The 20,801-nt window shown below is 32.7% G+C and carries 20 protein-coding genes and 2 pseudogenes; 13 read left to right on the forward strand and 9 right to left on the reverse strand.

Going from position 1 to position 20,801, the window contains the following annotated elements; genetic code table 11:
* Positions 1-12 precede the first annotated feature (12 nt).
* The 6 genes from walK to rlmH all read left to right on the forward strand — a co-directional run bounded on the left by walK (position 13) and on the right by rlmH (position 8,538).
* On the forward strand, positions 13-1,839 hold the full coding sequence (gene walK, locus AA076_RS00105; protein ID WP_000871607.1) for a cell wall metabolism sensor histidine kinase WalK: 1,827 nt from the start codon (positions 13-15) through the stop codon (positions 1,837-1,839).
* On the forward strand, positions 1,832-3,166 hold the full coding sequence (gene yycH, locus AA076_RS00110) for a two-component system activity regulator YycH (RefSeq protein ID WP_001060131.1): 1,335 nt from the start codon (positions 1,832-1,834) through the stop codon (positions 3,164-3,166). Before walK ends, yycH begins: the two co-directional genes overlap by 8 nt.
* On the forward strand, positions 3,167-3,955 hold the full coding sequence (locus tag AA076_RS00115) for a two-component system regulatory protein YycI (RefSeq protein WP_001104172.1): 789 nt from the start codon (positions 3,167-3,169) through the stop codon (positions 3,953-3,955).
* Positions 3,956-4,344: 389 nt separating this feature from the next.
* Positions 4,345-5,145: an MBL fold metallo-hydrolase gene (locus tag AA076_RS00120; RefSeq protein ID WP_000088648.1), complete on the forward strand. Its 801-nt coding sequence runs from the start codon at positions 4,345-4,347 to the stop codon at positions 5,143-5,145.
* Between the two features lie 227 nt (positions 5,146-5,372).
* Positions 5,373-7,691: an LPXTG-anchored adenosine synthase AdsA gene (gene adsA, locus AA076_RS00125; protein WP_000645780.1), complete on the forward strand. Its 2,319-nt coding sequence runs from the start codon at positions 5,373-5,375 to the stop codon at positions 7,689-7,691.
* A 367-nt stretch (positions 7,692-8,058) separates the two neighbouring features.
* Positions 8,059-8,538 (forward strand): 23S rRNA (pseudouridine(1915)-N(3))-methyltransferase RlmH, encoded by a 480-nt coding sequence (rlmH, locus tag AA076_RS00130; RefSeq protein ID WP_000704775.1) that lies wholly within the window; start codon positions 8,059-8,061, stop codon positions 8,536-8,538.
* A gap of 204 nt (positions 8,539-8,742) precedes the next feature.
* Here rlmH and AA076_RS14185 read toward each other — a convergent pair whose 3' ends face one another.
* Positions 8,743-8,877, reverse strand: a complete 135-nt coding sequence (locus AA076_RS14185) for a hypothetical protein (RefSeq protein WP_001790628.1) — start codon at positions 8,875-8,877, stop codon at positions 8,743-8,745.
* Between AA076_RS14185 and AA076_RS14190 the strand changes: the two genes are divergently transcribed.
* Together AA076_RS14190 and AA076_RS00145 are read left to right on the forward strand one after the other, a co-directional pair.
* Positions 8,841-8,933 (forward strand): hypothetical protein, encoded by a 93-nt coding sequence (locus AA076_RS14190; protein WP_001790000.1) that lies wholly within the window; start codon positions 8,841-8,843, stop codon positions 8,931-8,933. The genes AA076_RS14185 and AA076_RS14190 overlap by 37 nt on opposite strands.
* 146 nt (positions 8,934-9,079) lie before the next feature.
* On the forward strand, positions 9,080-10,825 hold the full coding sequence (locus AA076_RS00145) for a DUF6119 family protein (RefSeq protein WP_000700190.1): 1,746 nt from the start codon (positions 9,080-9,082) through the stop codon (positions 10,823-10,825).
* A gap of 93 nt (positions 10,826-10,918) precedes the next feature.
* On the opposite strand, the pseudogene AA076_RS00150 reads toward AA076_RS00145, so the two are convergent.
* The 4 genes and pseudogenes from AA076_RS00150 to cstR all read right to left on the reverse strand — a co-directional run.
* Positions 10,919-11,377 (reverse strand): annotated as a pseudogene (locus tag AA076_RS00150) (tRNA-dihydrouridine synthase); the annotation flags it as partial.
* A gap of 9 nt (positions 11,378-11,386) precedes the next feature.
* The gene (locus tag AA076_RS14195; protein ID WP_001791873.1) at positions 11,387-11,488 is read right to left on the reverse strand and encodes a hypothetical protein; all 102 of its coding nucleotides are present in this window, start codon (positions 11,486-11,488) and stop codon (positions 11,387-11,389) included.
* 97 nt (positions 11,489-11,585) lie between these two features.
* A complete protein-coding gene (locus AA076_RS00160) occupies positions 11,586-12,341 on the reverse strand; it encodes a sulfite exporter TauE/SafE family protein (RefSeq protein ID WP_000355845.1) in 756 nt (251 codons plus the stop codon).
* Positions 12,341-12,601: a persulfide-sensing transcriptional repressor CstR gene (gene cstR, locus AA076_RS00165; RefSeq protein ID WP_001105087.1), complete on the reverse strand. Its 261-nt coding sequence runs from the start codon at positions 12,599-12,601 to the stop codon at positions 12,341-12,343. The genes AA076_RS00160 and cstR overlap by 1 nt, the downstream gene beginning before the upstream one ends.
* 136 nt (positions 12,602-12,737) lie before the next feature.
* On the opposite strand from cstR, the gene cstA reads away from it, so the two are divergent.
* Genes cstA through sqr form a run of 3 tightly spaced genes read left to right on the forward strand, consistent with a single transcriptional unit; the run spans position 12,738 to position 16,382 of the window.
* A complete protein-coding gene (gene cstA / locus AA076_RS00170) occupies positions 12,738-13,805 on the forward strand; it encodes a persulfide response sulfurtransferase CstA (RefSeq protein ID WP_000816129.1) in 1,068 nt (355 codons plus the stop codon).
* Between the two features lie 30 nt (positions 13,806-13,835).
* Positions 13,836-15,170 carry a persulfide dioxygenase-sulfurtransferase CstB gene (gene cstB / locus AA076_RS00175; protein ID WP_000465474.1) on the forward strand — a complete coding sequence of 445 codons (1,335 nt, stop codon included), beginning with the start codon at positions 13,836-13,838 and terminating at the stop codon, positions 15,168-15,170.
* An 18-nt stretch (positions 15,171-15,188) separates the two neighbouring features.
* Complete coding sequence (gene sqr / locus AA076_RS00180) at positions 15,189-16,382, forward strand: type II sulfide:quinone oxidoreductase Sqr (RefSeq protein ID WP_001033018.1); 1,194 nt, start codon at positions 15,189-15,191, stop codon at positions 16,380-16,382.
* 266 nt (positions 16,383-16,648) lie between these two features.
* On the opposite strand, the pseudogene AA076_RS16185 reads toward sqr, so the two are convergent.
* Both AA076_RS16185 and AA076_RS00190 read right to left on the reverse strand, forming a co-directional pair.
* Positions 16,649-16,863: pseudogene (locus AA076_RS16185) on the reverse strand (universal stress protein); the annotation flags it as partial.
* Between the two features lie 185 nt (positions 16,864-17,048).
* The gene (locus AA076_RS00190) at positions 17,049-18,035 is read right to left on the reverse strand and encodes a tRNA dihydrouridine synthase (protein ID WP_000662031.1); all 987 of its coding nucleotides are present in this window, start codon (positions 18,033-18,035) and stop codon (positions 17,049-17,051) included.
* A gap of 308 nt (positions 18,036-18,343) precedes the next feature.
* Here AA076_RS00190 and AA076_RS00195 point away from each other — a divergent pair, with 308 nt between their 5' ends.
* Positions 18,344-18,547, forward strand: a complete 204-nt coding sequence (locus tag AA076_RS00195) for a DUF6007 family protein (protein ID WP_000398679.1) — start codon at positions 18,344-18,346, stop codon at positions 18,545-18,547.
* A gap of 48 nt (positions 18,548-18,595) precedes the next feature.
* On the forward strand, positions 18,596-18,892 hold the full coding sequence (locus tag AA076_RS00200) for a TfoX/Sxy family protein (protein ID WP_000201640.1): 297 nt from the start codon (positions 18,596-18,598) through the stop codon (positions 18,890-18,892).
* Positions 18,893-18,963: 71 nt separating this feature from the next.
* On the opposite strand, the gene AA076_RS00205 is transcribed toward AA076_RS00200, so the two are convergent.
* Positions 18,964-20,184 (reverse strand): MFS transporter, encoded by a 1,221-nt coding sequence (locus tag AA076_RS00205; protein ID WP_000130764.1) that lies wholly within the window; start codon positions 20,182-20,184, stop codon positions 18,964-18,966.
* Positions 20,177-20,728 (reverse strand): flavodoxin family protein, encoded by a 552-nt coding sequence (locus tag AA076_RS00210; protein WP_001836338.1) that lies wholly within the window; start codon positions 20,726-20,728, stop codon positions 20,177-20,179. Before AA076_RS00210 ends, AA076_RS00205 begins: the two co-directional genes overlap by 8 nt.
* Positions 20,729-20,801 lie beyond the last annotated feature (73 nt).

The following is a 20,801-nucleotide window of genomic DNA, read 5'->3' on the forward strand; positions in this document are numbered from 1 at the left end:
AGGTCGAAACGAATGAAGTGGCTAAAACAACTACAATCCCTTCATACTAAACTTGTAATTGTTTATGTATTACTGATTATCATTGGTATGCAAATTATCGGGTTATATTTTACAAATAACCTTGAAAAAGAGCTGCTTGATAATTTTAAGAAGAATATTACGCAGTACGCGAAACAATTAGAAATTAGTATTGAAAAAGTATATGACGAAAAGGGCTCCGTAAATGCACAAAAAGATATTCAAAATTTATTAAGTGAGTATGCCAACCGTCAAGAAATTGGAGAAATTCGTTTTATAGATAAAGACCAAATTATTATTGCGACGACGAAGCAGTCTAACCGTAGTCTAATCAATCAAAAAGCGAATGATAGTTCTGTCCAAAAAGCACTATCACTAGGACAATCAAACGATCATTTAATTTTAAAAGATTATGGCGGTGGTAAGGACCGTGTCTGGGTATATAATATCCCAGTTAAAGTCGATAAAAAGGTAATTGGTAATATTTATATCGAATCAAAAATTAATGACGTTTATAACCAATTAAATAATATAAATCAAATATTCATTGTTGGTACAGCTATTTCATTATTAATCACAGTCATCCTAGGATTCTTTATAGCGCGAACGATTACCAAACCAATCACCGATATGCGTAACCAGACGGTCGAAATGTCCAGAGGTAACTATACGCAACGTGTGAAGATTTATGGTAATGATGAAATTGGCGAATTAGCTTTAGCATTTAATAACTTGTCTAAACGTGTACAAGAAGCGCAGGCTAATACTGAAAGTGAGAAACGTAGACTGGACTCAGTTATCACCCATATGAGTGATGGTATTATTGCAACAGACCGCCGTGGACGTATTCGTATCGTCAATGATATGGCACTCAAGATGCTTGGTATGGCGAAAGAAGACATCATCGGATATTACATGTTAAGTGTATTAAGTCTTGAAGATGAATTTAAACTGGAAGAAATTCAAGAGAATAATGATAGTTTCTTATTAGATTTAAATGAAGAAGAAGGTCTAATCGCACGTGTTAACTTTAGTACGATTGTGCAGGAAACAGGATTTGTAACTGGTTATATCGCTGTGTTACATGACGTAACTGAACAACAACAAGTTGAACGTGAGCGTCGTGAATTTGTTGCCAATGTATCACATGAGTTACGTACACCTTTAACTTCTATGAATAGTTACATTGAAGCACTTGAAGAAGGTGCATGGAAAGATGAGGAACTTGCGCCACAATTTTTATCTGTTACCCGTGAAGAAACAGAACGAATGATTCGACTGGTCAATGACTTGCTACAGTTATCTAAAATGGATAATGAGTCTGATCAAATCAACAAAGAAATTATCGACTTTAACATGTTCATTAATAAAATTATTAATCGACATGAAATGTCTGCGAAAGATACAACATTTATTCGAGATATTCCGAAAAAGACGATTTTCACAGAATTTGATCCTGATAAAATGACGCAAGTATTTGATAATGTCATTACAAATGCGATGAAATATTCTAGAGGCGATAAACGTGTCGAGTTCCACGTGAAACAAAATCCACTTTATAATCGAATGACGATTCGTATTAAAGATAATGGCATTGGTATTCCTATCAATAAAGTCGATAAGATATTCGACCGATTCTATCGTGTAGATAAGGCACGTACGCGTAAAATGGGTGGTACTGGATTAGGACTAGCCATTTCGAAAGAGATTGTGGAAGCGCACAATGGTCGTATTTGGGCAAACAGTGTAGAAGGTCAAGGTACATCTATCTTTATCACACTTCCATGTGAAGTCATTGAAGACGGTGATTGGGATGAATAATAAGGAGCATATTAAATCTGTCATTTTAGCACTACTCGTCTTGATGAGTGTCGTATTGACATATATGGTATGGAACTTTTCTCCTGATATTGCAAATGTCGACAATACAGATAGTAAGAAGAGTGAAACGAAACCTTTAACGACACCTATGACAGCCAAAATGGATACAACTATTACGCCATTTCAGATTATTCATTCGAAAAATGATCATCCAGAAGGAACGATTGCGACGGTATCTAATGTGAATAAACTGACGAAACCTTTGAAAAATAAAGAAGTGAAGTCCGTGGAACATGTTCGTCGTGATCATAACTTGATGATTCCTGATTTGAACAGTGATTTTATATTATTCGATTTTACGTATGATTTACCGTTATCAACATATCTTGGTCAAGTACTGAACATGAATGCGAAAGTACCAAATCATTTCAATTTCAATCGTTTGGTCATAGATCATGATGCTGATGATAATATCGTGCTTTATGCTATAAGCAAAGATCGCCACGATTACGTAAAATTAACAACTACAACGAAAAATGATCATTTTTTAGATGCATTAGCAGCAGTGAAAAAAGATATGCAACCATACACAGATATCATCACAAACAAAGATACAATTGATCGTACGACGCATGTTTTTGCACCAAGTAAACCTGAAAAGTTAAAAACATATCGCATGGTATTTAACACGATTAGTGTTGAGAAAATGAATGCTATACTATTTGACGATTCAACCATCGTTCGTAGTTCAAAGAGTGGTGTTACAACCTACAACAATAATACAGGTGTCGCAAACTATAACGATAAAAATGAAAAATATCATTATAAAAACCTGTCCGAAGATGAAGCGAGTTCCAGCAAAATGGAAGAAACGATTCCAGGAACCTTTGATTTTATTAATGGTCATGGTGGTTTCTTAAACGAAGACTTTAGATTGTTTAGTACGAATAATCAGTCAGGCGAGTTAACATATCAACGTTTCCTTAATGGTTATCCAACGTTTAATAAAGAAGGTTCTAATCAAATTCAAGTCACTTGGGGTGAAAAAGGCGTCTTTGACTATCGTCGTTCGTTATTACGCACCGACGTTGTTTTAAATAGTGAGGATAATAAATCGTTGCCGAAATTAGAGTCTGTACGTTCAAGCTTAGCGAACAATAGTGATATTAATTTTGAAAAAGTAACAAACATCGCTATCGGTTACGAAATGCAGGATAATTCAGATCATAATCACATTGAAGTGCAGATTAACAGTGAACTCGTACCGCGTTGGTATGTAGAATATGATGGCGAATGGTATGTTTATAACGATGGGAGGCTTGAATAAATGAACTGGAAACTGACAAAGACACTTTTCATTTTCGTGTTTATTCTTGTCAACATCGTGTTAGTATCGATTTATGTTAATAAAGTCAATCGCTCACACATTAATGAAGTCGAGAGTAACAATGAAGTTAATTTTCAGCAAGAAGAAATTAAAGTACCGACTAGTATATTGAATAAATCAGTTAAAGGTATAAAATTAGAGCAAATTACAGGGCGATCAAAAGACTTTAGTTCTAAAGCTAAAGGCGATTCGGATTTGACCACATCAGATGGTGGAAAATTATTGAATGCGAACATTAGTCAATCGGTAAAGGTCAGTGACAATAACTTAAAAGATTTGAAAGATTATGTTAACAAGCGCGTATTTAAAGGTGCTGAATATCAATTAAGCGAGATTAGTTCAGATTCTGTAAAATATGAACAAACGTATGATGATTTTCCGATTTTAAATAACAGTAAAGCGATGTTAAACTTTAATATAGAAGATAACAAAGCGACTAGTTATAAACAATCAATGATGGATGACATTAAGCCCACAGATGGTGCAGATAAGAAGCATCAAGTGATTGGTGTGAGAAAAGCAATCGAGGCATTATATTATAATCGTTACTTGAAAAAAGGTGATGAAGTCATTAATGCTAGACTCGGTTACTACTCAGTCGTGAATGAAACGAATGTTCAATTGTTACAACCAAACTGGGAAATTAAAGTGAAGCATGACGGTAAGGATAAAACGAATACTTACTATGTCGAAGCGACAAATAATAACCCTAAAATTATTAATCATTAATATGAATCGTAATAAGCTAGCATTGCAAGCTCATCATATGTGAGAAGCGGTGCTAGCTTTTTTGCTGGTACGGTTTATTATGGCTGATGTTTTTGCGTCTCCAACGTGCGCATTTATTCATATTTTAAGTAGAACCGCATTGTAAAATTAGTGTAACTGTTATTTTAAAAACTTTAGTATTTGTCTAATCATTGTTATAATAATTAAGAAATTCATTGCACGTGATTATCAAAATTTAAATATAAGAAACCGGTCGATGAACTAAAGTTACATAATAGGAAAGGTATACAAAACAGCTAATATACTGATAGTTTCTGTAGGGAAAATCGTATATTTGCACTGATGTATATTGCAGTCATATAGAGAGATTGACTGTTTAAAGAGAAAGGATGAGCCGCTTGATACGCATGAGTGTATTAGCAAGTGGTAGTACAGGTAACGCCACTTTTGTAGAAAATGAAAAAGGTAGTCTATTAGTTGATGTTGGTTTGACTGGAAAGAAAATGGAAGAATTGTTTAGTCAAATTGACCGTAATATTCAAGATTTAAATGGTATTTTAGTAACCCATGAACATATTGATCATATTAAAGGATTAGGTGTTTTGGCGCGTAAATATCAATTGCCAATTTATGCGAATGAAAAAACTTGGCAGGCAATTGAAAAGAAAGATAGTCGCATCCCTATGGATCAGAAATTCATTTTTAATCCTTATGAAACAAAATCTATTGCAGGTTTCGATGTTGAATCGTTTAACGTGTCACATGATGCAATAGATCCGCAATTTTATATTTTCCATAATAACTATAAGAAGTTTACGATTTTAACGGATACGGGTTACGTGTCTGATCGTATGAAAGGTATGATACGTGGCAGCGATGCGTTTATTTTTGAGAGTAATCATGACGTCGATATGTTGAGAATGTGTCGTTATCCATGGAAGACGAAACAACGTATTTTAGGCGATATGGGTCATGTATCTAATGAGGATGCGGCTCATGCAATGACAGACGTGATTACAGGTAACACGAAACGTATTTACCTATCGCATTTATCACAAGACAATAACATGAAAGATTTGGCGCGTATGAGTGTTGGCCAAGTATTGAACGAACACGATATTGATACGGAAAAAGAAGTATTGCTATGTGATACGGATAAAGCTATTCCAACGCCAATATATACAATATAAATGAGAGTCATCCGATAAAGTTCCGCATTGCTGTGAGACGACTTTATCGGGTGCTTTTTTATGTTGTTGGTGGGAAATGGCTGTTGTTGAGTTGAATCGGCTTGATTGAAATGTGTAAAATAATTCGATATTAAATGTAATTTATAAATAATTTACATAAAATCAATCATTTTAATATAAGGATTATGATAATATATTGGTGTATGACAGTTAATGGAGGGAACGAAATGAAAGCTTTATTACTTAAAACAAGTGTATGGCTCGTTTTGCTTTTTAGTGTAATGGGATTATGGCAAGTCTCGAACGCGGCTGAGCAGCATACACCAATGAAAGCACATGCAGTAACAACGATAGACAAAGCAACAACAGATAAGCAACAAGTACCGCCAACAAAGGAAGCGGCTCATCATTCTGGCAAAGAAGCGGCAACCAACGTATCAGCATCAGCGCAGGGAACAGCTGATGATACAAACAGCAAAGTAACATCCAACGCACCATCTAACAAACCATCTACAGTAGTTTCAACAAAAGTAAACGAAACACGCGACGTAGATACACAACAAGCCTCAACACAAAAACCAACTCACACAGCAACGTTCAAATTATCAAATGCTAAAACAGCATCACTTTCACCACGAATGTTTGCTGCTAATGCACCACAAACAACAACACATAAAATATTACATACAAATGATATCCATGGCCGACTAGCCGAAGAAAAAGGGCGTGTCATCGGTATGGCTAAATTAAAAACAGTAAAAGAACAAGAAAAGCCTGATTTAATGTTAGACGCAGGAGACGCCTTCCAAGGTTTACCACTTTCAAACCAGTCTAAAGGTGAAGAAATGGCTAAAGCAATGAATGCAGTAGGTTATGATGCTATGGCAGTCGGTAACCATGAATTTGACTTTGGATACGATCAGTTGAAAAAGTTAGAGGGTATGTTAGACTTCCCGATGCTAAGTACTAACGTTTATAAAGATGGAAAACGCGCGTTTAAGCCTTCAACGATTGTAACAAAAAATGGTATTCGTTATGGAATTATTGGTGTAACGACACCAGAAACAAAGACGAAAACAAGACCTGAAGGCATTAAAGGCGTTGAATTTAGAGATCCATTACAAAGTGTGACAGCGGAAATGATGCGTATTTATAAAGACGTAGATACATTTGTTGTTATATCACATTTAGGAATTGATCCTTCAACACAAGAAACATGGCGTGGTGATTACTTAGTGAAACAATTAAGTCAAAATCCACAATTGAAGAAACGTATTACAGTTATTGATGGTCATTCACATACAGTACTTCAAAATGGTCAAATTTATAACAATGATGCATTGGCACAAACAGGTACAGCACTTGCGAATATCGGTAAGATTACATTTAATTATCGCAATGGAGAGGTATCGAATATTAAACCGTCATTGATTAATGTTAAAGACGTTGAAAATGTAACACCGAACAAAGCATTAGCTGAACAAATTAATCAAGCTGATCAAACATTTAGAGCACAAACTGCAGAGGTAATTATTCCAAACAATACCATTGATTTCAAAGGAGAAAGAGATGACGTTAGAACGCGTGAAACAAATTTAGGAAACGCGATTGCAGATGCTATGGAAGCGTATGGCGTTAAGAATTTCTCTAAAAAGACTGACTTTGCCGTGACAAATGGTGGAGGTATTCGTGCCTCTATCGCAAAAGGTAAGGTGACACGCTATGATTTAATCTCAGTATTACCATTTGGAAATACGATTGCGCAAATTGATGTAAAAGGTTCAGACGTCTGGACGGCTTTCGAACATAGTTTAGGCGCACCAACAACACAAAAGGACGGTAAGACAGTGTTAACAGCGAATGGCGGTTTACTACATATCTCTGATTCAATCCGTGTTTACTATGATATAAATAAACCGTCTGGCAAACGAATTAATGCTATTCAAATTTTAAATAAAGAGACAGGTAAGTTTGAAAATATTGATTTAAAACGTGTATATCACGTAACGATGAATGACTTCACAGCATCAGGTGGCGACGGATATAGTATGTTCGGTGGTCCTAGAGAAGAAGGTATTTCATTAGATCAAGTACTAGCAAGTTATTTAAAAACAGCTAACTTAGCTAAGTATGATACGACAGAACCACAACGTATGTTATTAGGTAAACCAGCAGTAAGTGAACAACCAGCTAAAGGACAACAAGGTAGCAAAGGTAGTAAGTCTGGTAAAGATACACAACCAATTGGTGACGACAAAGTGATGGATCCAGCGAAAAAACCAGCTCCAGGTAAAGTTGTATTGTTGCTAGCGCATAGAGGAACTGTTAGTAGCGGTACAGAAGGTTCTGGTCGCACAATAGAAGGAGCTACTGTATCAAGCAAGAGTGGGAAACAATTGGCTAGAATGTCAGTGCCTAAAGGTAGCGCGCATGAGAAACAGTTACCAAAAACTGGAACTAATCAAAGTTCAAGCCCAGAAGCGATGTTTGTATTATTAGCAGGTATAGGTTTAATCGCGACTGTACGACGTAGAAAAGCTAGCTAAAATATATTGAAAATAATACTACTGTATTTCTTAAATAAGAGGTACGGTAGTGTTTTTTTATGAAAAAAAGCGATAACCGTTGATAAATATGGGATATAAAAACGAGGATAAGTAATAAGACATCAAGGTGTTTATCCACAGAAATGGGGATAGTTATCCAGAATTGTGTACAATTTAAAGAGAAATACCCACAATGCCCACAGAGTTATCCACAAATACACAGGTTATACACTAAAAATCGGGCATAAATGTCAGGAAAATATCAAAAACTGCAAAAAATATTGGTATAATAAGAGGGAACAGTGTGAACAAGTTAATAACTTGTGGATAACTGGAAAGTTGATAACAATTTGGAGGACCAAACGACATGAAAATCACCATTTTAGCTGTAGGGAAACTAAAAGAGAAATATTGGAAGCAAGCCATAGCAGAATATGAAAAACGTTTAGGCCCATACACCAAGATAGACATCATAGAAGTTCCAGACGAAAAAGCACCAGAAAATATGAGTGACAAAGAAATTGAGCAAGTAAAAGAAAAAGAAGGCCAACGAATACTAGCCAAAATCAAACCACAATCCACAGTCATTACATTAGAAATACAAGGAAAGATGCTATCTTCCGAAGGATTGGCCCAAGAATTGAACCAACGCATGACCCAAGGGCAAAGCGACTTTGTTTTCGTCATTGGCGGATCAAACGGCCTGCACAAGGACGTCTTACAACGCAGTAACTACGCACTATCATTCAGCAAAATGACATTCCCACATCAAATGATGCGGGTTGTGTTAATTGAACAAGTGTACAGAGCATTTAAGATTATGCGAGGAGAGGCGTATCATAAGTAAAACTAAAAAATTCTGTATGAGGAGATAATAATTTGGAGGGTGTTAAATGGTGGACATTAAATCCACGTTCATTCAATATATAAGATATATCACGATAATTGCGCATATAACTTAAGTAGTAGCTAACAGTTGAAATTAGGCCCTATCAAATTGGTTTATATCTAAAATGATTAATATAGAATGCTTCTTTTTGTCCTTATTAAATTATAAAAGTAACTTTGCAATAGAAACAGTTATTTCATAATCAACAGTCATTGACGTAGCTAAGTAATGATAAATAATCATAAATAAAATTACAGATATTGACAAAAAATAGTAAATATACCAATGAAGTTTCAAAAGAACAATTCCAAGAAATTGAGAATGTAAATAATAAGGTCAAAGAATTTTATTAAGATTTGAAAGAGTATCAATCAAGAAAGATGTAGTTTTTTAATAAACTATTTGGAAAATAATTATCATAATTTAAAAACTGACAATTTGCGAGACTCATAAAATGTAATAATGGAAATAGATGTAAAATATAATTAAGGGGTGTAATATGAAGATTAATATTTATAAATCTATTTATAATTTTCAGGAAACAAATACAAATTTTTTAGAGAATCTAGAATCTTTAAATGATGACAATTATGAACTGCTTAATGATAAAGAACTTGTTAGTGATTCAAATGAATTAAAATTAATTAGTAAAGTTTATATACGTAAAAAAGACAAAAAACTATTAGATTGGCAATTATTAATAAAGAATGTATACCTAGATACTGAAGAAGATGACAATTTATTTTCAGAATCCGGTCATCATTTTGATGCAATATTATTTCTCAAAGAAGATACAACATTACAAAATAATGTATATATTATACCTTTTGGACAAGCATATCATGATATAAATAATTTGATTGATTATGACTTCGGAATTGATTTTGCAGAAAGAGCAATCAAAAATGAAGACATAGTTAATAAAAATGTTAATTTTTTTCAACAAAACAGGCTTAAAGAGATTGTTAATTATAGAAGGAATAGTGTAGATTACGTTAGACCTTCAGAATCTTATATATCAGTCCAAGGACATCCACAGAATCCTCAAATTTTTGGAAAAACAATGACTTGTGGTACAAGTATTTCATTGCGTGTACCGAATAGAAAGCAGCAATTCATAGATAAAATTAGTGTGATAATCAAAGAAATAAACGCTATTATTAATCTTCCTCAAAAAATTAGTGAATTTCCTAGAATAGTAACTTTAAAAGACTTGAATAAAATAGAAGTATTAGATACTTTATTGCTAAAAAAACTATCGAATTCTTCAACTACAGAAAATATATCTATAGATATATCAAGATTTTTAGAACTAAGTAATATGATACTCTTGTTAGATGATATGCTCGACGTCAATATATATATAAATTCTTTTAAAAATAATACATTAGAGACATTTGATGCGACTGATCCTGAAGTTGATTACATCACTGAAATAGGAGATTACTTATTAAAATATGACGTTAATTCTATAAATGATGTCAGAATTGAAGTGATAGATAATTTGGGGCATTCAAATAATATGCTACTAAAAACGATACTACATGCAGAAGTTGAAATGGAAGATGGAAAGAAATATTTATTACAAAATGGGAAATGGGGTTATTTTAATAGAGAATTTTTTGACCTTTTGAATGATCATTTGAATGAGATAGAAATTAGGTATAACACACTAACTCCCACAGGTTTAGTATTTAAAGAAGGAGAAGAAGGATATATAAAAGAAATAGTAGGAAGATTGCCAGAAGAATATTTAATGTTACATAAAAAATTCATAAAACCAATAAATAAGAATTTTATAGTAAAAGGAAATGGAATAGAGTTGGCAGACTTATACAATATTAAAAACAAAGAGCTTTTCACGATTAAAAGAGGAATTAATACATCTTTATCTCTTTATAGTCTAGAACAGAATATAATAGCAATTAACGCCTTAAAATATCCAGAATCATATAATTTTGAAGAATTAATAGAAGCTATTCCTGATAACTCGGAAAATATATTTAATGATATACAACGGAGTACAAATTTTAGTATAGTATGGATTTTACCGATATCATCTATTGATAATATGCCCATAAAAGATATGGTTCATACTAGTAACGTAATAAATAAAAACTTTCAATTAACTAATTTAGGTTCAGTATTACTTAAAAATAAATTAGTAGAGTGGTCTCTCTATTTAAAAGATCAAAGAATTAATCCAATTATTTATATGGAAACGCCAACTGAAGATAGAAATTAAACTTTTATTTTAAATCACCCTAGTTCATACCTAAAAGACTTTCACACAAACAAAGGAGGAAACTTAAATTCCTCCTTTCCCTTATTACTCATACTATAATTCAATTTTAACGTCTTCGTCCATTTGGGCTTCAAATTCATCTAGTAGTGCTCGTACTTCTGCAATTGATTGTGTGTTCATCAATTGATGGCGAAGTTCGCTAGCGCCTCTTATGCCACGCACATAGATTTTAAAGAATCTACGCAAACTCTTGAATTGTCGTATTTCATCTTTCTCATATTTGTTAAACAATGATAGATGCAATCTCAACAAATCTAATAGTTCTTTGCTTGTGTGTTCGCGTGGTTCTTTTTCAAAAGTGAATGGATTGTGGAAAATGCCTCTACCAATCATGATGCCATCAATACCATATTTTTCTGCAAGTTCAAGTCCTGTTTTTCTATCGGGAATATCATCGTTAATTGTTAACAATGTGTTTGGTGCAATTTCGTCACGTAAATTTTTAATAGCTTCGATTAATTCCCAATGTGCATCTACTTTACTCATGCGTTTGATAAAAACTTAAATAATATTAATTCGGTCATCAGTGGCGTTAAATCTTTTATCATTTTTAGTTATAGTTGATAAATTTATATTTATAAGCATATATGGATATTTCATCAAAAATTTTTATTTATATAAATCCGAACTGCATACATATTTGTTTAAATAAGAGGTATTATTTTTCGGGAAATTGCTGTCTGAGTTAAAAGGATTAGTTTTATAAAATGAGTTGAACTATAGCAAAAACGATTAAAATACTGATAATCCATTTTTGTATTATGTTAGGGACTTTTTTACTTAATTTTAACCCTATTGGAGCAAATATAATACTCCCTATTATAAGGAATAAGGCGTCATATAAAGGGATATAACCTTGAATAAGTTTGATGACAAAAGCACCAATTGAAGATATAAAAGCAATTACTATACTATTAGCGACTACAGTATTCATTGGTAATTTGAATAAAACCAATAATATAGGAATAATAATGAAGGCACCACCTGCACCTACTATACCTGAAATAATACCAATGAAAAGGCCAATGATAACTAATAAATATTTATTAAATGAAGACTTTTCGGAACTAGGTTTCACTTTAATAAACATTAATGTTAATGCAAGTAAAGCAATAATGATATATACCGTATTTACAAATGTAGCATCAAATAAATTTGCTAGAAATGCACCTAACATACTCCCTATAATCATGCCGCCACCCATATAAAGAACTAATTGTGGCGAGAACTCTGTTTTTTTTCGAGCTTTTAATGAGCCACTTAATGTACTGAAAAAGACTTGGCTAGAAGTAAGACCTGATGCGATATATGCGCTATATGCAGGGGCTCCGAATAATGGTGGTAATAATAAAATAGCTGGATAAATAATGATAGCACCACCTACGCCTACTAGACCAGATATGAACCCACCGAATACCCCAATGAGTAACATGATAACTATATTAACAATATCCATTACTTACTTTTCACCAATAAGTTTACAGCTTCATTAATTAACTCTTGGGAGCTTTCTTCATCATCCGCAGCTGCTTTTACACATTCTATTAAATTCTCACTAATAATGATACCCATCAAGCGTTGGAGTGAACTCTTTGATGCACTTATTTGTGTAATGACATCTTTACAGTCTTTTCCTTCCTCCATCATTTTAATAATTCCATTTAGTTGCCCTTGTATTCTATTAATACGATTAATCATTTTTTTATCATAATTCATAGTCATACCTCCACTTTTAATTGAATAAAAATATATTAATAGATAAACACAAATGTGTCAAATACCCCTAGAGGTATTTGACAAGTTCCATCCAACTGTTTAAAATACCCCTACAGGTATTTTTAGGGAGGTTATTATGAAACAATACGGAGAAAAGTTTATCGATGAATTTAGTAAAGCAGAATTGGAAAAACTAGCCAAGCAAGGGCAATTAATTGACGTTAGAACAGAAGAGGAGTATGCATTAGGACATATCAATGGTTCCATACTTCATCCTGTTGATGAGATTGAGTCATTCAATAAAGAAAAAAATAAAACCTATTATGTAATCTGTAGAAGTGGTAACAGAAGTGCTAATGCTAGTAAATATTTAGCTAAACAAGGTTATAACGTTATAAATCTTGATGGTGGTTATAAAGCTTATGAAGAAGAAAACGATAGTTATGATACACAAGAAGAATATAAAAGTATAGAAATTAAAGCAGATCGTAAACAATTTAACTATCGTGGTCTTCAATGTCCAGGGCCAATTGTAAAAATTAGTCAAGAAATGAAGAATATTGAAGTAGGTGACCAAATTGAAGTCAAAGTCACAGACCCTGGATTCCCTAGTGACATTAAAAGTTGGGTGAAACAAACAAGGCATACTTTAGTTAAGCTTGATGAAAATAACAATGGAATTAATGCGATTATTCAAAAAGAAAAAGCAAAAGATTTAGATATAAATTATTCTGCTAAAGGTACTACAATTGTATTATTTAGTGGAGAATTAGACAAAGCTGTAGCAGCGTTGATTATTGCAAATGGTGCTAGAGCTGCTGGAAAAGATGTAACTATCTTCTTTACTTTTTGGGGGCTTAATGCATTAAAAAAAGTGCAAACAGTTAATGTTAAAAAGCAAGGTATTGCAAAAATGTTTGATTTAATGTTGCCCAAAAAGAATATACGAATGCCTCTTTCCAAAATGAATATGTTTGGTTTAGGAAATATGATGATGCGCTACGTAATGAAAAAGAAAAATGTTGATTCATTACCAACACTTATCAATCAAGCTATTGAGCAAAATATCAAATTAATCGCTTGTACGATGAGTATGGATGTCATGGGTATTCAGAAAGAAGAACTTAGAGATGAAGTTGAGTACGGTGGTGTAGGCACTTATATTGGTGCTACTGAAAATGCGAATCATAATTTATTTATCTAATTAAATCTATTAATAAAAGGAGTTGTTATCATGTTTTTTAAACAGTTTTACGATAATCATTTATCTCAAGCATCATATTTAGTGGGTTGTCAACGTACAGGAGAGGCAATAATAATAGACCCTGTTCGTGATTTATCGAAATATATAGAAGTTGCAGATTCTGAAGGTTTAACAATTACACAAGCTACAGAAACACATATTCATGCTGATTTTGCTTCAGGAATTCGTGATGTGGCTAAACGCTTAAATGCAAATATATATGTGTCTGGCGAAGGTGAAGATGCATTAGGGTATAAAAATATGCCATCAAAAACACAATTTGTTAAACATGGAGATATCATTCAAGTAGGCAATGTTAAATTAGAAGTTCTGCATACTCCAGGACACACGCCTGAAAGTATTAGCTTTTTACTCACTGATTTAGGTGGTGGTTCAAGTGTTCCGATGGGATTATTTAGTGGTGACTTTATTTTTGTTGGTGATATAGGTAGACCTGATTTATTAGAAAAATCTGTTCAAATAAAGGGTTCTACAGAAATTAGCGCGAAACAAATGTATGAGTCCGTTCAAAATATTAAAAATTTACCAGACTATGTTCAAATCTGGCCGGGTCATGGTGCTGGAAGCCCTTGTGGTAAAGCATTAGGTGCCATACCTATATCTACAATAGGTTATGAGAAAATTAATAACTGGGCATTTAATGAAATTGATGAGACTAAATTTATTGAATCATTAACATCAAATCAACCAGCACCACCGCATCATTTTGCACAAATGAAACAAGTTAATCAGTTTGGTATGAATTTATATCAATCATATGATGTTTATCCTAGTTTAGATAATAAGAGAGTAGCATTTGATCTTCGTAGCAAAGAGGCCTTTCACGGTGGCCACACAAAAGGAACAATCAATATACCATACAACAAAAACTTTATTAATCAAATTGGTTGGTACTTAGATTTTGAAAAAGATATAGATGTAATTGGAGATAAATCTACTGTTGAGAAAGCGAAACACACTTTACAATTAATTGGGTTTGATAAGGTAGCAGGCTATCGTTTGCCAAAATCAGGCATTTCAACCCAGTCCGTTCATAGCGCTGATATGACAGGTAAAGAAGAACATGTATTAGACGTACGTAATGATGAAGAGTGGAATAATGGACACTTAGATCAAGCAGTTAATATTCCGCATGGTAAATTATTAAATGAAAATATTCCTTTTAATAAAGAGGATAAAATATATGTACATTGTCAGTCAGGTGTTAGAAGTTCAATTGCAGTGGGTATATTGGAAAGCAAAGGTTTTGAAAATGTGGTGAATATTAGAGAAGGCTATCAAGATTTTCCAGAATCATTAAAATAATTTAAGGATGTGGAAAAAATGAATAAGCATTATCAAATTGTTATTATTGGTGGCGGTACAGCAGGTGTTACCGTAGCATCAAGACTATTAAGAAAAAATCAAAACTTAAAAGAGAAAATAGCAATTATAGATCCAGCAGACCATCATTACTATCAACCATTATGGACGTTGGTTGGTGCAGGGGTATCTAGTTTGAAAAGTTCTCGTAAAGATATGGAAAGTGTTATACCTGAAGGTGCTAACTGGATAAAACAGGCTGTTTCAAGTTTTCAACCTGAAAATAATAGCGTTATTTTAGGAGATAATACAGTCGTTTATTATGATTTTTTAGTAGTAGCTCCAGGATTACAGATTAATTGGTCTTCAATTAAAGGACTAAAAGAAAATATAGGTAAAAATGGTGTTTGCTCTAACTATTCACCTGACTATGTTAACGAAACTTGGAACCAAATTTCTAATTTTAAACAAGGAAATGCCATTTTTACGCATCCAAACACTCCTATAAAGTGTGGAGGTGCGCCTATGAAAATTATGTATTTAGCTGAAGATTATTTTAGGAAACATAAAATCCGTTCTAACGCTAATGTGATATATGCAACGCCAAAAGATGCTTTATTTGACGTAGGAAAATATAATAAAGAATTAGAAAGGATTGTTGAAGAAAGAAATATAACAGTCAATTATAATTATAACCTTGTTGAAATCGACGGTGACAAAAAAGTGGCTACATTCGAACATATCAAAGCATACGATAGAAAAACAATAAGTTATGATATGTTACATGTAACACCACCTATGGGTCCCTTAGATGTAGTAAAAGAAAGTACACTTTCAGATAGTGAGGGTTGGGTAGATGTTAACCCAACCACATTACAGCATAAAAGCTACTCTAATGTATTTGCACTTGGTGATGCTTCAAATGTACCTACTTCAAAAACAGGCGCAGCTATTCGTAAGCAAGCACCTATCGTCGCTAATAATTTATTGCAAGTGATGAATAATCAAATGTTAACGCATCATTATGATGGTTATACTTCATGCCCTATTGTTACTGGATATAATAGGTTAATACTTGCAGAGTTTGATTATAATAAAAATACTAAAGAAACAATGCCGTTTAATCAGGCCAAAGAACGTAGAAGTATGTATATATTTAAGAAAGATTTATTACCTAAAATGTATTGGTACGGCATGCTAAAAGGATTAATATAATAAAGTACAGAAAACAATAAATTTTTAATGAAAAATCTTTTACTATAAAAGATTAAGTATTTAAATGACGTGTCAGTGTTGTGTTTATATGTCGTGAATTTTTAGCTCTAAATAGTATAAGATTGAAAAAGTTGTTACTGTTTTAAATGATCACGATGAAGTCATTCAATAAGAATGATTATGAAAATAGAAACAGCAGTAAGATATTTTCTAATTGAAAATCATCTCACTGCTGTTTTTTAAAGGTTTATACCTCATCCTCTAAATTATTTAAAAATAATTAATGGTATTTGAGCACGTTTAGCGACTTTATGACTGACATTACCAATTTCCATTTCTTGCCAGATATTCAAACCACGTGTACTCAAAATGATAGCTTGGTATGTACCTCCAATAGTAATTTCAATAACTTTGTCTGTTGAACACTAAGAGCAATTTTAATTTCATAATGTGTTGTAAACATTTTTTTTGATTGGAGTTTTTTTCTGAGTTAAACGATATCCTGATGTATTTTTAATTTTGCACCATTTCCAAAAGGATAAGTGACATAAGTAAAAAGGCATCATCGGGAGTTATCCTATCAGGAAAACCAAGATAATACCTAAGTAGAAAGTGTTCAATCCGTGTTAAATTGGGAAATATCATCCATAAACTTTATTACTCATACTATAATTCAATTTTAACGTCTTCGTCCATTTGGGCTTCAAATTCATCGAGTAGTGCTCGTGCTTCTGCAATTGATTGTGTGTTCATCAATTGATGTCGAAGTTCGCTAGCGCCTCTTATGCCACGCACATAGATTTTAAAGAATCTACGCAAGCTCTTGAATTGTCGTATTTCATCTTTTTCATATTTGTTAAACAATGATAAATGCAATCTCAATAGATCTAATAGTTCCTTGCTTGTGTGTTCGCGTGGTTCTTTTTCAAAAGCGAATGGATTGTGGAAAATGCCTCTACCAATCATGACGCCATCAATGCCATATTTTTCTGCCAGTTCAAGTCCTGTTTTTCTATCGGGAATATCACCGTTAATTGTTAACAATGTATTTGGTGCAATTTCGTCACGTAAATTTTTAATAGCTTCGATTAATTCCCAATGTGCATCTACTTTACTCATTTCTTTACGTGTACGAAGATGAATAGATAAATTGGCAATGTCTTGTTCGAAGACGTGCTTCAACCAATCTTTCCATTCATCGATTTCATAGTAGCCAAGGCGTGTTTTAACACTTACCGGAAGCCCACCTGCTTTAGTCGCTTGAATAATTTCGGCAGCAACGTCAGGTCTTAAGATTAAGCCGGAACCCTTACCCTTTTTAGCAACATTTGCTACAGGACATCCCATATTTAAGTCTATGCCTTTAAAGCCCATTTTAGCTAATTGAATACTCGTTTCACGGAACTGTTCTGGCTTATCTCCCCATATATGAGCGACCATCGGCTGTTCATCTTCACTAAAAGTTAAGCGTCCGCGCACACTATGTATGCCTTCAGGGTGGCAAAAGCTTTCAGTATTTGTAAATTCAGTGAAAAACACATCCGGTCTAGCTGCTTCACTTACAACGTGTCGAAAGACGATATCTGTAACGTCTTCCATTGGCGCCAAAATAAAAAATGGACGTGGTAATTCACTCCAAAAATTTTCTTTCATAATATATTTATACCCTCTTTATAATTAGTATCTCGATTTTTTATGCATGATGATATTACCACAAAAGCCTAACTTATACAAAAGGAATTTCAATAGATGCAACCATTTGAAAGGGAAGTCTAAGAGTAGTCTAAAATAAATGTTGTGGTAAGTTGATCAATACAAAGATCAAGGATTATAGTATTAAATTGTTCATTATTAATGATACACTACTTATGAATATGATTCAGAATTTTCTTTGGCTACTTTTACAGTAAAGCGATTTTTTAGTTATCTTATAACAAAGACAAATTTATAAAGGTGATATTATGGAAGGTTTAAAGCATTCTTTAAAAAGTTTAGGTTGGTGGGATTTATTTTTTGCGATACCTATTTTTCTGCTATTCGCATACCTTCCAAACTATAATTTTATAACTATATTTCTTAACATTGTTATCATTATTTTCTTTTCCATAGGTTTGATTTTAACTACGCATATAATTATAGATAAAATTAAGAGCAACACGAAATGAATCATTAATACGAATGTGATTAAACATAAAACTGAAGGAGCGATTACAATGGCGACTAAGAAAGATGTACATGATTTATTTTTAAATCATGTGAATTCAAACGCGGTTAAGACAAGAAAGATGATGGGAGAATATATTATTTATTATGATGGCGTGGTTATAGGTGGTTTGTATGATAATAGATTATTGGTCAAGGCGACTAAAAGTGCCCAGCAGAAATTGCAAGATAATACATTAGTTTCGCCATATCCAGGTTCTAAAGAAATGATATTAATTCTAGACTTTACCGAAGCAACAAATCTCACTGATTTATTTAAGACCATAAAAAATGATTTGAAAAAGTGAAGTAGTGAAGTGTGGGTGCAGAGAGAACTAAGCCCATCGATAAATGGTCGCTTGTTAAAGAAGAGTGACGGTCACTCTTCTTTATGTGCATATTTTATTTTGTCTGTTTTGTTAACAAGCAGCAGTGTAACAAATATGAGTAAGGATAAAATGAGTATAATATAGAAACCGAATTTATCATTAATTTCATTAATCCATCTTCCTAAAAATGGAGCAATTAAACTTTGCAGTAACAATGAAATTGACGTCCATATCGTAAATGAGCGACCGACATATTTATCTGAAACAGTGTTCATTATAGCTGTATTCATATAAATTCTGATTGATGAAATTGAGTAGCCTAGTATAAATGATCCTATGAATAAGTAAAATGCTGAGTTTATCCAAATAAATAGTGCTGAATTTATGACTAATATGAAATATAACAAAAATATCAATACTTTAGTTGAGATTTTCTTCGAAAGAATAGCTGAAATTAAACCTGCACATAATCCTCCAATGCCATATAACATATCTGAAAAACCAAATTGTACAGACGAAAGTTTTAAAACATTATAAACATATCCTGGTAATGATATGTTAAAGATCATTGTAAACACCATTGGTATGATTGAAATAACTCCAAAAATAAATATCATCATGTTGTCTTTTAAAAATTTCCATCCTAATAAATATTCTTGCAATAAGCTATTTGTTGATTCTTCCTCTGAATGAGTTGGTTTATCTACATGCAATCTAAATAACATAAAAATGCTGATTAGAAACATCATTATAGTCATCGCTATAATTAGAGTGAATCCATTTATTTTATATAATATTCCTGATAATCCACCTGCAATAAACATACCTGTTTGCAAACTAATCTCTAATAGAGAATTTGCATCTGTATATTGATCTGGTTTTAATATCTGTTTAACTAAACTTCTAGATGTTGCCATATACGTAGTCCAACCTATCCCATTAACAATCGCAAATCCAATCACTAAATAGGTCTCAAATCCTATCATTACGAGTGCTATGACAATGAGTAAATATAATATTACCTGAAGAAGATAGGTGATTAAAATAATATTTCGTCTATTATATTTATCGGCTAGTCCACCTATTATAGGAGAAGCTAAGAAACCGGATAATACATTTAAAGCTAACATAATACCTAATAGTTGGGAGTCGTTAGTTTTGTCGATTAAATACCAATTAGCCCCAACTGTACTAATTCCAACTCCGAATGCTGAAATTATTTCTGCTAAAAAGAACAATCTGAAGTTTTTAATTTTCAACAAATCAGTCATAAATATCACCTTTTTTCAATGCAAGATTTATATTTGCGAGCTCTTCTATAAATTGAGAGTCGTTTAAAATATCGAATGGTTTATTGCCTTCGCCGATCAAAAATCTATAGTTAGTAATATTCATAAACTCAAATATTAATTTGAATTGGTTGACTAAAGGTTGTGCTTTGGTATGCAGATTGTCGCCACCTATGATTAAAATCAAATACTTTTTTTGTGACATGATTTCTTTGAAGTTGTCTATTTGCGTATCTCGCAATGACTCGGTCCATCTATCAATGAAGAGTTTTAAAGACGCACTCATGGAGTACCAATAGAGTGGTGTTGAAAAAATAATAATATCTGATTCTAAAACTTTGATTAAAATTTGTTCGTAATCATCATTATGAAAGTTGGCACCTTTGCTATGACGATTATCTGTAACCTTTTCAATGTTGCTTTGATATAAATTCACAAAGTTGACTTTTAAATTCTTCAATAGATTCTCTACTGCGATAGCTGAATTGCCATCTTTTCTACTACTTCCAAATAAACAAGTAATCATAGTCATAACTCCTTTCGATTTACCTTAATAATAATATTTAATATATTATTATTAAATCAGAATTCTTAGAATT

It is taken from the genome of Staphylococcus aureus, from assembly GCF_001027105.1.
In the GTDB taxonomy this organism is placed as follows: Bacteria; Bacillota; Bacilli; order Staphylococcales; family Staphylococcaceae; genus Staphylococcus; species Staphylococcus aureus.